Below are 14,388 nucleotides of genomic sequence, written 5' to 3'. Positions count from 1 at the left end.
CTAAGCGTCCTTCGCTTCCTTATATATCCGTAAGGTTACTTCTCTTTCTATCTTATGATCAACTATTGGCGGCGGATATGACAAGCTTCTTACACCACTCCACTTCCAGGGTTGGTGAACGAATTTATCCGGCACTTGAGACAATTCAGGGATCCACTGACGCACAAAATCTCCATTGGGATCAAACCTTTCACCTTGGGTAACGGGGTTAAAAATGCGGAAGTATGGCTGACCGTCACATCCGGTTGAGGCACACCACTGCCAGCCGCCATTGTTCGCAGCATAATCCCCATCTACCAACTTGTTCAAAAAATAGCGTTCACCGATTCTCCAATCAACATGGAGATCTTTGGTCAAAAAACTCGCCACGATCATTCTCAACCGATTGTGCATCCACCCCGTTTGGTTGAGTTGCCTCATGGCCGCATCTACGATAGGAAAGCCAGTTTGGCCTTTCTTCCACGCCTCGATATGTAACAGTTCGTTATGCCACAGCAAGCGTTCTCCCCAGTCAGAAAAAGACTTTCCTTTACTCAGCTTAGCTTCAAAATGAATGAGGTGTTGATAGAACTCACGCCATATCAACTCACTTTGCCATACTTCTCTCCCTTCGCTGAGCGGCAGAAGCTGACCAAACATCAACCGAGCCATACATTGACGTACAGATAGTGCTCCGATAGCTAAGTAAGGGGACAGCTGGCTGGTTCCAGCAACGGCGGGAAAGTCTCGGTTTTTGGCATAAGTTTCTACATCTTGGCTATCAAAGTCTCTCAGCTTTTGGATTATCGATTGGGTATCTGCGGCAAATTGAGCACTTGAACCTCGCGGGTAACTAAAGTTGACATCATCAGTCAATACTAGAGACTTTAAGTTCTCAGGTAATCCCCCTGAAGACACGGCTTGTGGCTTCCGAACTTGAAACGAGCACTCACCGAGTTTAGCTAGGTAGGCCTTCTTGAACGGCGTAAACACCTTGAAATAGCTGCCTTGCTTGTTCACTACACTGCCAGGTGCAAAAAGACATTTGTCATCACTAGACTCAAAGTGAATGGCAGTATTGTGGAGGTACGATTTAAGAACAGCATCACGACGCTGCTCATTCACTTCATATTCCGCGTTGACAAACACCCGATTCGCATTGGCCAAACTGGCAACCTCCGCGACACGCTCTGCGCTCTCAGCAAATGTGTCCACTTGAGCGTAAAGTAGTGGTATGCACAAAGACTCTAGGTCGCGCTTCAATGCCTGCAACCGACGGTAAATCAAATCCGCTTGAATAGGCGCTAGACCGTGATCTTGCCAAGTCATAGGGGTTGCAACGTAAATACAGACAACCGGCTCACCAACTTCTATCGCATTAATGAGCGCAGAATTGTCTTCGACTCTTAAATCGCGTCTCAGCCATACAAGATTCATGATGTTACCCCTTGAGACGTTGCAAAAGATCCGGCAGTACCAGTTGTCCAGAGATGCAGGTTTCCAGTTTTTGAATTGCCGCCAATTGCGATTCATTAATCGCACGGGCGCTGTATATCGCTAACGTCGAAAACTCTTTAAGACATGGATGACCGAGCAGGCCAGACAAGTCATCAACCTCATCGATCAAAGTCACTTTGCACCCCTTTTCCACTAATGAGAGGGCCATCAGGCGAGACGCGATATCCGTACTACCTTGAACGCAAATGAAGAGAGCTTTACCAGAGCGAGCGGCTTTATTTTCTGCTTCTATAATGGCGTTTAGCTTGGTTAGCATCAGCGTTTGGAACAAGCCCAGCTGAAGTGAACGTAGATTCTGTCTGACAAGCCCTAAGGCTTTCTCTACCGGTTGAATAAACTGAGTTTCGACCACATGCAGCGGGTATTCTTTTAGTACTGAATGAATTAGAGTTTCAGCTTTCCCTTTATTTAGGCTTGCCAATGCGTCTAAAACAGGTTCAACATCATCTAACTGAACCATGTGACTAGGGACTTCGGAGTCGGCTTGCTCTCCAGATTCTAACAGCGCTTTCACCTTACCAATCGACACTCCTTTACCTAACCAACCTTGAATATCGTTGATTAAGTCGATGTGCTTTTGTGTGTACAAGCGATGTCCTTTGTCTGTCCTTTCTGGTTCAATCAAGCTATAGCGTCGTTGCCAAGCACGGAGTGTGACGGGTTTTACCCCCGTCATCTCTGATATTTCTCTGATTGCGTATTTTTTCATTCTATAATCCATATCTCAAGCGCATTTCTTGAGGGTGGGGCTGCAGAAATTTCTGCTCGGATAGATAAGCATCCGGGTAAGCCGCCAAATAATGTTTGATCAAGGTTAAAGGTGCGAGGAGTGGCAAAGTACCTTGTCGGTACTCTTCGATCACACCGGACAACTCAGCTTTTTGCTCCTTGGCTAGGTCTCGCTTAAAATACCCTTGGAGGTGCATCAGTACATTGGTGTTGTTCTTGCGGCTTGCTCTGTGTGACACCGCATTCATCAAACCTACGCGGTACTTTTGATAAAAAGTCTCAATGTCATACTCTTTAATAGTTGCAACCAATCGGCCTAATTCTTTGTAGGACTGCGGGTGATGGGCCATCAAGGTCAGTTTATAGCGAGAGTGGAACGCAACAATTTTGCCTGCCGTTGGCTCGCCATCCATCGAGTCGTAAAAATCTCTCAGCGTGTAAATACGCGTAATAAAGTTCTCTTTCAACACTGGGTCATTCAAACGACCATCTTCCTCAACTGGTAGCCATGGCATCTGCTTCATCAGCTCTTGGGTGTATAACCCCACGCCTATGTTTTCTGCTCCGCCTTTCTTATACACTTTGACCCGTTCCATACCACACGTAGGTGACTTGGCACACACAATATAACCGCATAACTCTGTAATACTCAGCTCAGCCACCTTGCTTTTGGAGTAATCCATCATTTTGTCTGTGTGGTCAATAGACGCATCTTTTGTCTCGACTAAAGCAATACGCTCTTGATCCGATATCAACCTAATCGTTGGCCTCGGTACAGGCATACCCATTCCAACTTCAGGACAGACAGGAACAAACTCGAAAAAGGGGGCGAGTTCTTTGGTCACAAACTTGCTGATCTTATGTCCTGAGTCAAAACGAACGTTTTCGCCCAAAACGCAGGAACTGATGCCGACTTTAATTACGTTGCTCATATTATGCTCCAGTATTCTTGCCAGGGTGTACAAAAATATCTTTTGTATAACTTTTAGCACATAATTCTAAAGTTATACAAGAAATAAAAATGTACAATTTAGAGCACTGTTACGTAATTGATTCAATTTTGGTTCACATTTGACGTAATCGTTTTTCCAAATCGATTGCTTTAACCCTTTCAACAAAAAACGTTATAAACACTTGTATCTATAGTGAAATGGATTACTTTTGTGACGAGCCTCTCACGAAGCCTTGTGATATATAGCTAGTATGACTTCAACAAATTTTTGAGAATCAACATAATTAGTAATCAGAATACAAAATTACTAATGAACTCGGAGTAACAACTATGGCAACCCCACACATTAATGCTCAACCAGGTGATTTCGCTGAAACGGTTTTAATGCCTGGCGACCCTCTTCGCGCTAAATACATCGCAGAAACATTCTTGGAAGATGTACAACAAGTTTGTGATGTTCGTAGCATGTTCGGTTTTACAGGTACATATAAAGGTCAACGTGTTTCTGTCATGGGGCACGGTATGGGGATACCTTCTGCTTGTATCTATGTTCATGAGTTAATCGCCGAATATGGCGTAAAAAACGTTATTCGTGTGGGTAGCTGTGGCGCGGTTCGTGATGACGTAAATCTGATGGACGTTGTTATTGGTATGGGTGCATCGACAGACTCCAAAGTGAACCGTATCCGTTTTAGTGATCATGACTTCGCTGCAATTGCAGATTATGGACTGCTGGAAGAAGCGGTAAAACAAGCCCGCACTCAAGAAGTACCGGTAAAAGTGGGTAACGTATTCTCTGCTGACCTTTTCTACACCCCAGAAGCAGATATTTTCGAGAAAATGGAAAAGCTAGGCATACTAGGTGTTGATATGGAAGCGGCTGGGATCTACGGAGTAGCTGCGGATTTGGGTGCGAAAGCACTGACCATCCTAACCGTATCTGACCACATCATACGTGGTGAGAAACTAAGCTCAGAAGAGCGCCAAAAATCGTTCAACGACATGATGAAAGTTGCGCTTGAGACAGCCATCAACATCTAATAAGCAATCCTTCGCTGCCAGCCACTATAGTCTGGCAGCCCTGATAATCCCGAGGGGGAGATAGTGACTACTGGCAAACTGCCTAAGGAAGCAAACGGGTTACAACTCAACTTTTGTAAAACATTGGCGTGTGGCAACTTTGGATTGAGTGATGCACATCGATACGTTGTGCAACATGCGAACCCTAAACGACCTGCGATGGTTTGTCGGGAGTGCGGTGCTTTCCCCCCCTTACTTAACAATCTGGAAGTGTTGAACGAGCTTCATCGTTTAAGACAGCTCCATAGTGATGGCTTGCCAACTTGTCGCAATACCCAATGCGAAAATTTTGGCTTGTCAGTTCACACTCACAAACATCTGTACCATGCCTTTGGCTACAGCGGTGATCGTCAACGTTATCGCTGCAAACTGTGTCAATCCACGTTCGTCGATAAATGGTCAGGTGCCAATAAAAAACTCGCTTTTCAGGAAAACCTCCTCGGTCTGCTCTTTATGGGCTATTCAGTACGTGAGATCTGTCGTAAGTTAGAGATCAATCCAAAGACGTTTTACGATCACCTCGACCACATCGCTAGCCGATGTCGACGCAAGCTCGCCATGTTCGATGCACGTTGGGTAAATCATGCGAAGAAGTATGAACTCGCCTCTTACTACGTCCGTTTGCAACCTAAAAGTAATAACGGCGTTTTGTGGATCGCTACAGGAGAAGCCAGTTCAGGCTATATTCTTTGTCAACATGTCAATTACTCTGGAAATGAAGACCCTCAAGGAGATATTGACCATGACCCGTACCAAGACATTGCTCGATTCGTATCTCGTGATCATTCATCTGAGGCTAGCATTCCTGTTCCAGAACCTTCTCCTGTTTTAAGGGAACGTATTGATCAGCAATACCAAACGATTTTGGCACGAGGCAATGTTGAAGACCCTATGGGTAACCTGACGACATTCAATTACCCTTCTAAAGGTGCACTAATCAGGCCGCCTTATACCTCCTATGCCCATTTTCTACATGTGTTGGATCTGTGTAACAGTGATCGTCAAGTCTCCATTTATTTGCCTCAAGATCCTGTTCTACGCTCTGCAGCTCTCAGTGTCTGCCTACCACGTATACAGCGTCAAAATGTCGACCTTATGTATGTTGAAGAAGATCAAAACTGGAACGAACACAGTCTAGTCGGAAAAATCGACATTGTTCATATGGGTTGGTGGCGAGATCGCTGGGCAATTGCTACTTTTGCTAACTCATCCAAAGGCATTTGTTATCTTGCTGGCCAAAATAACGAGCCTACAGAATGGCTTAGCAAAGCAAGTATTCGCCAAACTGAATTCTATCAACAACGATTTCAAACTCTGTTTGAAAGCTTTATTAACGAACCTCGTCGCAAGCTTCGCCCTGGTGGATTACTTCCGATGTTGGATATATTCCGAGCATGGCACAATTTATGCTATCAAGATAAGGATGGTATGACAGCCGCACAAAGTCTTGGTTTAACGCAATCACCTTTGACTCTGCGGGAACTGCTTTCATAATTAAAATTATTGTGAGGTACGCCATTAAAGCTCAGGCGTATTAATGCTTTTACTAGAGTTACATCAGCCACTATTTTTATAATAATACCGAACAATATTATACATGGCTGTTAAGGGATTAATTCATTGGATAAAAGCCAGCATCTGCTAGACACAGAGATTGAACAGCTCAAAGCACGAATTGAAAGTGAGCCTGAGAAGGTTTTAGCTATCGCTGAACAGTGCGCGACGCGCGCTAATCAGATTTTGTACCCAGAAGGGGCTGTACAGTGTCTGATTATCATGTCTCGCTGTGCTTGGAGTTTGATGGATTATCGACGTGGTCTGAAGTACATCAAAGATGCCCATGGCAAACTTAACACATTGGATACCGACGACTTTCTCCCGGAAATCCTCCACCTTCATGCTCTTCATTTTTGGGGGCAAGCCAAATACTATTCTGCCCAGCAATATTGGATTAACGCACTAGAACAATCTGCGTTGGTTGATGAAATCGAAATTCAGATTGAGTCCTTAATCGGTCTAGGGAATATCTGGCGTATCACTCATGAGTATCAACTGGCTAGGACCACTCATGAATTGGCCGTCACTGTTGCCAACAATACTCGTATCGGATGGCTGGAAGGAAAAGCAAGGATTCTCCTTGCATGGGATCTCTACTTACTAAACAATTATGTAGAAATGCTCACAGTATTGGATGGAGCGTTAGAAGCGCTCAATGGCCATGATGACAAAACCTGGCAAGCTGAAGTATGGGATTTCAGAGGCTTAGCACTGCTAGGGCTTGAGAGAATTGAAGATGCCGAAGTTGCGACAGGTAAGGCACAAGCTCTGGCAGAGAAACACGATTTAGTCTGGATGAAAGCCCATTCTTACATCAGCCAAGCAAGATTGGAGCTATTACGTAAACGCCCCGAAAAAGCGACACAATTGCTCGTCCAAGCAGAACGCTCTGCAGCCTCTTTTGATAATGGTGAACTGTTGTCTCAAATCTGCTTCCAACAATCACGTGTTGCTGAAGAACAAGGGGATTTTAAAGCCGCCTTGCACGCATTTCAGAAATATCGCAAACACTCAACGGACATGCTCAGGGAGCAAACCGCTCGCGTCAGTAACGACAGAGCGCGTACATCAAAACGCCAGCTTGAGCAACGAGCACGTAAACTGATTAATCGCATTCGCGGACAACATGAATATGATCCAGAGAAACATCTCCACCAAATGGTGTCTGAGATTTATTGGTGGGAACAACTGGTTTTATTTAAAACAGAGTTAAAGCGTTCTAACCACGCCGTAATAACGATACAGCACAGCGACTCTGAATATATTGAAGTATGTACCGAACTTGCCCACTCACTATGCAACCATCAGGATTTACTATCACGTCTTAGTGGCGATCGCTTAGGTATTCTACTTGCCGAAAGAGACGATGCCGCACTTCAGGTATTCCATGTGCTGGCGCAAATGATTGAAATCTATCCTTGGCACCGAAAAGGGCTCAATAAATCACTACCCAAAGTGGTTTTTCAAGACATCCTAACGTTCCCCTTCACCTTAGAACAATTAGAAGAAAGCCAACCACTGGAAGTACAGAATGGAAACATTGCTCAATAAAATCTCCGAATCTGGTTTAGATGCTTCTTCAGTATCTGGTGAAGAAGCTATCATTTTCTGGAACCACATTCGTCAACATATCGCCACTACGCCACAGGAGAAGGCACAAAGCCTCATTATCAGCGCCGAATACCGCAATGAACTTAAGCAACCTGCAACCAGCATTGAAGAACTAAGAAGCGCACTTGAACATCTTTCTCTACCTAACGATGCTGAGTTAATCCTTGAAGTCAAAAGTAGCCTTGCCGACAAGCTGGTCGAAGGTGGTGACTATTCGGGAGCGTTACAGGAATACATCACTTCTTCGACCATAGCAGTAGATACCAGCCATATTGATGCTTACGTTTTAGCCGTTCTAGGGATGGGTAACCTATGCGACGCTTATGGCGACCACAATCGTGCACTGCGTTATTATCAAAAGATCGACGGCATCGACCATGCGATTTCTAGCCGTTCGCTGCGTCTTCGCTACAAACTTTATATGTTGGCATGTTACATTGAACTCAATCGGACAACCGCCGCCAAAGATTTACTCAAAGAGTGTTCAGAACTCGCAATACTGGTGAGTGATAAGGTGCTTGCTGGACAAATATTACTTTATCAAGCGAAGTTATATCGCCATCAAGGTAAACAAGACAAAGCGATTGAGTGTCTAAGCAATGTTCAGTATACCGCAGGAAACATCCACTCCACTTGGTTATCCAACATGATTCGCCTTGAATTGGCACACAGCCTAAACGAATCCAACAAACCACACCTTGCTAACTGGGTACTAGAAAACGCTCAGAAAAAGGTCAAACACTACGCTTCACCAGTGCTGAATCTAAAACTGAATACCGCTCTCGGTGATATTTATGAGCAACAAGGCAATTTCAAGCAAGCTTTATACTGCCAGAAAAAGGCGTTTCGCATAGAAAGCGACTTGATGAAGCAAATCCCTATTGGTGAGCTGGGCGCTGCCCAGTTGCGCCGCTTGTCACGATTTGAACTGCAACTCAAGCTGATTCTGTCAGAGCTGGAAAACCGCGAGCTTAAAGAGACAACGGAAAGTCAGAAACATACCGTGGCTCAGCTCCAACAAGATGTATTTACTGATCCTCTGACCAACTTGCACAACAGGCGTTGGCTCGATGTAAAACTCAAAGATCTGCTCCTCCATGATGTACCCTTCGCGTTAATGGTGATTGATATAGACCACTTTAAGTCCATTAATGATGAACTCAGTCACCTAGTCGGTGACAAAGCCATCGTAAATGTCTCTCACGAATTATCCGCTTACTTTAAATTCAGGGGGGCATCGAGTGTTCGTTTTGGCGGAGAAGAATTCTTAGTCATCCTTGAGAGAACGACATTGGAGCAAGCGACTATGCACGCGGAAAACTACCGCGAGCGTATTTTTAAGTTTGGCTGGCAAGACATTCTTGGAGAACGCGGTCTCACAGTAAGTGTTGGAATTACGCTTCATAGAGAAGGGGAAAATACTCAGCGTACTTTTTATCGAGCAGACAAAGCGCTCTACCGTGCGAAAGCCAATGGACGCAACCAAGTCTGTACTGAGTAATTTCTAGGGTAAAAAGAACAAAGAGACTCCTACTATTGCAGCCAAGGTACCAATAATGCTTTTGGCTGCCACTTTCTCCCCTTTCACCACATAAATACCCAACATAAACACAGGGCTGGTTGCAATCAGCGTTTGAGCAATAGCAGGATTAGCGTGCTTCAAGGCGATTTGTTGCAGCCACAATGCCAAAAATGTTCCCACAAAGATCGCACCGAGTAGCCAAAGAAAGGCCGACTTTGTAAGTTGTCCTAAATGCTTTTTGATGGACGAGAAAGGTTTTTTTTCAAAAAACGCTATCACCATAGCCACCACCAGCACACCGATAGACAGTCGAATTAACGCTCCCAACAGAGGCGATAAGTCTCCGGCCACTAGAGCGTAATGTGAGATAACTACTCCCGACGCCTGACACACACTCGCAAGCAAACCAAACCCCACACCTGACCAATTCGTTTGTTCTCCACGGGCATCTGGCTGAAAAATCACGAAAGTGACGGCTAACGTCGTCAATAACACACCGAGCCAACTTTGCAGAGGTAAAACCGAACCTAAGGCGACCAACGCCAACACACCTGAAAGCGGCGGTGCTAAGGATTCCAGTAACAAGGTTTTGTTGGCGCCAATTCGCTTGAGTGAAGCAAAGTAAGCGCTATCTCCGGCAGCAATTCCTATAATTCCTGAGACAGCCAATATCGCCAGATGAGTAGACGATATCACCATCGTGGGCATCTCAATCCATGGTAACGCCACCAGCATCATGCCTGAGGCGGCAACGCCTTTGACGATATTAAGCTGCATGGCTGAAAAATGATGACTGAATTGGCTATAAATCCAAGTCGCCATCGCCCAGACCACTGCAGCCGACAATGCGGCAATCTCTCCCTGAAATTCCATCTACTCACCTCGATATTGATTTAAGAGAAACAAACAGAAATAGGTAATCTCTCTCTAAATTCTTGTTTTTATTTCTATACTTAAACTGGTATCACCGTATGTTTTATTGAATAAAAACACAATAACAGGAAAGCTTTTATGTTTTTGGACTACTTTGCGCTAGGTTTACTTATCTTTGTCGCACTGGTGATTTTCTATGGCATCATTGTAATTCACGATATTCCGTATGAAATAGCCAAGCAGAGAGCACACCCACATCAGGATGCGATTCACTATGCAGGTTGGGTCAGCTTATTCACACTACATGCTATTTGGCCATTTCTTTGGATATGGGCCACGCTCTGGCGTCAGGAGAGAGGCTGGGGATTCCAAAAGCTGGAAGAAGAACAGCACGATATTCATCACCGTGTCGATTCACTCATCGATCAGGTTAGTCAGCTACAAAAAGAGGTACGTCACCTCAAAGAGAGACACCAAACTAATCCTTCCCCTGCGATCCGAATGGATGATCATGAGGAGGAACAGTAATGGATTTGCTACTTATTCTCACGTACGCGGCGTTGTGCATTGCGATTTTTAAGATCTTCAACATCCCACTCAATAAATGGACAGTGCCAACTGCCGTATTAGGTGGTGTGGTATTGGTCGGTACATTGATTCTTTTAATGAACTACAACCATCCGTTCACTCAGCTTGGCAATCAAGTTTTTTCCAGTACACCTATCGTTTCAGGAGTAAGAGGTCGGGTTATCGAAGTGCCTGTTGAGCCCAATAAACCGCTCAAACAAGGGGACATTCTCTTTATGATTGACCCTATCCCATACGAAGCAGAAGTTGACAAGCTTGAAGCACAAATTAAAGAGGCCAGCCAAGGCGCTCTTGGGCTGGAGTCTGACGTACAAGAAGCGCAAGCTGCGCAAGCTCAAGCCATCGCCGATAGAGACAAAGCCCAGCGCGAATATTCGCGGTATCAGCGCGGTTACGAAAAAGGCGCGTTCACCGAGCAGGAACTGGACACTCGACGTCAAGCCTACAAGGCTGCTGAAGCCGCGGTCAAAGTTGCTGAGGCCAGAGTAGACCAAGCCAAGATTGCCCTCAACTCAGAAATAGGCGGTGAGAACACCACGGTCGCACGTTTGCTAGCTGAGCTGCGCCAAGCAGAATTTGACTTGGAGCAGACTATTGTCAAAGCCCCCACTGATGGCTTTGCGACTCAATTGGCCTTGCGCCCTGGCGTGATGGCAGTTCCACTGCCACTAGCTCCAGTAATGACATTCGTTCATACCGAAGAAACGCTGTATGCCGCTGCGTTCAGGCAAAACTCTCTACAACGCTTACAACCAGGCTATGAAGCAGAATTTCTCTTCAGAGCCCTTCCTGGAAAGGTCTTTAAGGGAGAGGTTGTAGACGTACTGCCCGCCATTGGCGAAAGCCAGTTTCAGGCGCGAGGTGCCCTGCTTGGCACGGAAGCATTGCGCACCAGTGGACGAGTCTTTGTCACTTTAAAGATCACGGATGACTTGTCCGACTACCACTTGCCCATGGGGACAGCAGTCGAGGTGGCGGTTTACTCCGATCAATTCACTCATGTTTCCATTATGCGTAAAGTACTCATTCGAATGAAAAGCTGGCAGAACTATCTCTACCTAGACCATTAAAATCCTTCAGAAAGCAAAAAGGCCTCTTACAAGAGGCCTTTTCATTTGTAGATGAGCACATTAACCGATAAAGGAGATGTACCCTTGAAGGATAATTAAGTTCACAATGTCGATAAAGAAAGCACCCACTATCGGCACCACCATAAATGCCTGAGGTGATGGGCCATATTGGTTGACTACTGACCCCATGTTCATCACAGCCGTGGGCGTTGCACCTAAACCAAATCCACAATGACCACCCGCGATAACAGCCGCATCGTAGTTTGAGCCCATAACCTTAAAAGTCACAAAGTAAGTAAAAATACCTAAGATCACCGATTGAACCGAAAGGATGATCAGAAATGGAATCGCGAGATCAAAAACGTTCCACAGCTTCAAGCTCATTAGAGCCATGGCTAAGAACAGTGACAATGAAACCGTGCCCAGAATATCGACTGTTTCTGCATCTACCTTATGAGTTTTAGTCACTTCCATGATATTAGTGATAAACACGCCAATAAATAGCGCATAAACGAAATCAGGGATCATCAGCCAGCTAATCTCCAGACTACTGACCCATTGTTCCAAATATTTGGCTCCTGTCACACAGATAAGCAAAACAAACAGGATTTCAATCACTTTTTTCGCTGTAACCTTGTCCTCTTCATACTCATTGTAAGTGATGACTTCAGGAAACTTTTCATGAGTATCTGTCCCGCGTCCGTATTCTGACTCAAGGTTGTTTTTGTTGATCAGCTTTTGAGCAACAGGGCTACCGATGATACCACCGATAATCAGACCAAACGTGGCAGAAGCCATCGCGATTTCTAGCGTGTTCTTCAGGCCATAAGTTTCTGAAAAGGTTTGAGACCAAGCTGCGCCTGTTCCGTGTCCACCGGATAGAGTGATAGAACCAGCAATCAAGCCCATTAAAGGGTCTAAGCCTAGCGCAGAAGCCAATGACACCCCAACACCGTTTTGAATGATGATGTAAAAAGATGCAACCGCAAGAAAGATAAAGACTTTAACGCCACCTTTCATCAACTGCGTATAGTTTGCTGCCAAGCCAACAGTACTGAAAAACATCAGCATAAAAGTATTTTGTAACGGCAGTGAGAATTCCAGATCAAACTCGTTAAAATGCATGCCTGTAATGATCATCGCCACAATCAAACCACCCACAATGGGCTCTGGAATATTGAACTTCTTCAGAATAGGAAGCTTAGAATTTACAAAGTGGCCTAGAAACAAAACGCTGATTGCGATTAAGAAAGATTCTAGTGGTCCAACCGAAATTATCTGATTCATATAACCTCTTCATTGTCTGTCACTCATCTTCCCTAATGAGCTAAGAGCATATTGCTCTGGGCCATTTCGTTACCAAGGCCTCGGTAACAATTGCAGGCACTGATTGAGATGTTCTCTGTTAAAAAACGTCCTTTCCACAGCGGGTAAACCCGCTCAATTTCAACATCGAAACCCTACGGTGTACGTTAGGGACCGAAAAAGAAAGCGGACATTATTAATAAACTCACGGGCATTTGTCGAGCATGGAGAGAAAATTCGTGTCATGAAACGATGTAAATTGACGAGGAATTGACCAAAAGACAAAAAAAAAGCCAATCGCAATAAGGGCGATTGGCACATATATTGTGTGAACAAAAATCATTCACTAACAACGTCAGTTGGCTAGGTGACCCTCGGCTTAATAAGGGTCGCTATAAGTAATGCAGATAGCGTGCCAACTTAAAAAGGCCATAAAACCCCAATATTGGTCCAATTTTTAGCCAATTTATTATAATCAATATGCAAAATGAAAATTGCATTTTGCAAATAAGTGCAATTCGATATTAAACAAGTCTCTTATCGATTAATTTATCAATTCACTGTTTTCATACTTTTTTTACGTTATTGACGATATACTCTCACCACCTGAACTGACCCGTTGTAACGAATGAATTACTTATCTACTTTTTTCAAAGGCCTAGCCATGGGTGCGGCCGACGTAGTACCCGGTGTCTCTGGAGGCACCATTGCCTTTATTACAGGCATCTATGACACCTTATTGGAAAGTATCCGACGCATTAATCCTAGCTTACTTGGCATTTTGAAGCATGATGGAATCAAAGCAGCGTTCAACCATATCAACGGCTTATTCCTTGTCGCGCTGTTCGGTGGTGTGCTAACCAGCATTGCGACACTTGCCAAGCTGATTTCGTGGTTACTAGTCACACACCCTATCCCTTTATGGTCTTTTTTCTTTGGTCTGATTCTGGTTTCTGTTTTCCATATGCTGAAACAAATTGAGAAAAGAAGCATCAGTCGCCTTATCTTCCTATTACTCGGGGTCGGTTTTGCTTATAGCATTACCATCCTCAAACCCCTTCAAATGGATCCAACCAGCATCAATATCATGTTTGCGGGAGCGATCGCTATATGCGCGATGATCTTACCTGGCATCTCTGGCAGCTTTATATTGCTACTCATTGGTATGTACAGCCCAGTTCTTGGCGCAGTCAAATCATTGGATGTAACTGTCTTGCTGCTTTTCTTGACTGGCTGCGTTATCGGTTTACTGAGTTTTTCTCACGTACTGTCATGGCTACTGAGTCGTTTCAGAGACTTAACTCTGATTTTTCTAACCGGCCTAATGATTGGCACACTACCAAAGATCTGGCCTTGGAAAGAAACGTTGACGTGGCGCACTAACTCAAGCGGCGAACAAGTCCCATTGCTCGAACGCAATCTCTCACCACTAGATTTTGAAGCCATCACTTCACAACCTGCCCAGATAGTCATGGCCATCATTCTAATGCTGTGTGCTATTGCACTGGTTCTCAGCTTGGAAAAATTTGCCGATAAGCGTGATATCTAGTTAAGTGTCAAGCAGCCAACTGGCTGCTTTTCTTTTGCCCCCTATGCGCTTCTAC

The 14,388-nt window shown here is 44.8% G+C and carries 12 protein-coding genes; 7 read left to right on the top strand and 5 right to left on the bottom strand.

Annotated elements, in window-relative coordinates:
* From phrB to TW84_RS12070, 3 genes are read right to left on the bottom strand one after another with little or no spacing between them, the layout of a single operon-like run.
* Complete coding sequence (gene phrB / locus TW84_RS12080) at positions 1 to 1,416, bottom strand: deoxyribodipyrimidine photo-lyase (RefSeq protein ID WP_045975888.1); 1,416 nt, start codon at positions 1,414 to 1,416, stop codon at positions 1 to 3.
* A gap of 4 nt (positions 1,417 to 1,420) precedes the next feature.
* Positions 1,421 to 2,218, bottom strand: coding sequence for a MerR family transcriptional regulator (locus tag TW84_RS12075; RefSeq protein ID WP_045975887.1), 798 nt, complete (start codon positions 2,216 to 2,218; stop codon positions 1,421 to 1,423).
* Positions 2,208 to 3,158 carry a YbgA family protein gene (locus TW84_RS12070; protein WP_045975886.1) on the bottom strand — a complete coding sequence of 317 codons (951 nt, stop codon included), beginning with the start codon at positions 3,156 to 3,158 and terminating at the stop codon, positions 2,208 to 2,210. Before TW84_RS12070 ends, TW84_RS12075 begins: the two co-directional genes overlap by 11 nt.
* Before the next feature lie 350 nt (positions 3,159 to 3,508).
* Here TW84_RS12070 and deoD point away from each other — a divergent pair, with 350 nt between their 5' ends.
* The 4 genes from deoD (at position 3,509) to TW84_RS12050 (ending at position 8,927) form a co-directional block, all read left to right on the top strand.
* Positions 3,509 to 4,219 (top strand): purine-nucleoside phosphorylase, encoded by a 711-nt coding sequence (deoD, locus tag TW84_RS12065; protein ID WP_045975885.1) that lies wholly within the window; start codon positions 3,509 to 3,511, stop codon positions 4,217 to 4,219.
* 63 nt (positions 4,220 to 4,282) lie between these two features.
* On the top strand, positions 4,283 to 5,752 hold the full coding sequence (locus TW84_RS12060) for a lactate dehydrogenase (RefSeq protein ID WP_045975884.1): 1,470 nt from the start codon (positions 4,283 to 4,285) through the stop codon (positions 5,750 to 5,752).
* Positions 5,753 to 5,878: 126 nt separating this feature from the next.
* Positions 5,879 to 7,366: a hypothetical protein gene (locus TW84_RS12055; RefSeq protein ID WP_045975883.1), complete on the top strand. Its 1,488-nt coding sequence runs from the start codon at positions 5,879 to 5,881 to the stop codon at positions 7,364 to 7,366.
* Positions 7,347 to 8,927, top strand: coding sequence for a GGDEF domain-containing protein (locus TW84_RS12050; RefSeq protein ID WP_045975882.1), 1,581 nt, complete (start codon positions 7,347 to 7,349; stop codon positions 8,925 to 8,927). Before TW84_RS12055 ends, TW84_RS12050 begins: the two co-directional genes overlap by 20 nt.
* Positions 8,928 to 8,930: 3 nt before the next feature.
* On the opposite strand, the gene TW84_RS12045 is transcribed toward TW84_RS12050, so the two are convergent.
* Positions 8,931 to 9,821: a DMT family transporter gene (locus TW84_RS12045; protein ID WP_045975881.1), complete on the bottom strand. Its 891-nt coding sequence runs from the start codon at positions 9,819 to 9,821 to the stop codon at positions 8,931 to 8,933.
* 138 nt (positions 9,822 to 9,959) lie between these two features.
* Here TW84_RS12045 and TW84_RS12040 point away from each other — a divergent pair, with 138 nt between their 5' ends.
* Both TW84_RS12040 and TW84_RS12035 read left to right on the top strand, forming a co-directional pair.
* The gene (locus tag TW84_RS12040; protein WP_045975880.1) at positions 9,960 to 10,349 is read left to right on the top strand and encodes a DUF3302 domain-containing protein; all 390 of its coding nucleotides are present in this window, start codon (positions 9,960 to 9,962) and stop codon (positions 10,347 to 10,349) included.
* Entirely contained in the window at positions 10,349 to 11,479 is a 1,131-nt protein-coding gene (locus TW84_RS12035) for an HlyD family secretion protein (RefSeq protein WP_045975879.1), read from the top strand. Before TW84_RS12040 ends, TW84_RS12035 begins: the two co-directional genes overlap by 1 nt.
* Before the next feature lie 60 nt (positions 11,480 to 11,539).
* Here TW84_RS12035 and gltS read toward each other — a convergent pair whose 3' ends face one another.
* Positions 11,540 to 12,766, bottom strand: a complete 1,227-nt coding sequence (gene gltS, locus TW84_RS12030; RefSeq protein ID WP_045975878.1) for a sodium/glutamate symporter — start codon at positions 12,764 to 12,766, stop codon at positions 11,540 to 11,542.
* Positions 12,767 to 13,412: 646 nt separating this feature from the next.
* Between gltS and TW84_RS12025 the strand changes: the two genes are divergently transcribed.
* The gene (locus tag TW84_RS12025) at positions 13,413 to 14,333 is read left to right on the top strand and encodes a polyprenyl-phosphate transporter (RefSeq protein ID WP_045975877.1); all 921 of its coding nucleotides are present in this window, start codon (positions 13,413 to 13,415) and stop codon (positions 14,331 to 14,333) included.
* Positions 14,334 to 14,388 lie beyond the last annotated feature (55 nt).

Source organism: Vibrio neptunius (genome assembly GCF_000967495.1).
Lineage (GTDB): Bacteria > Pseudomonadota > Gammaproteobacteria > Enterobacterales > Vibrionaceae > Vibrio > Vibrio neptunius.
The sequence above is the reverse complement of the archived record's forward strand: the minus strand, read 5'-3'. Positions and strand labels throughout refer to the sequence as shown.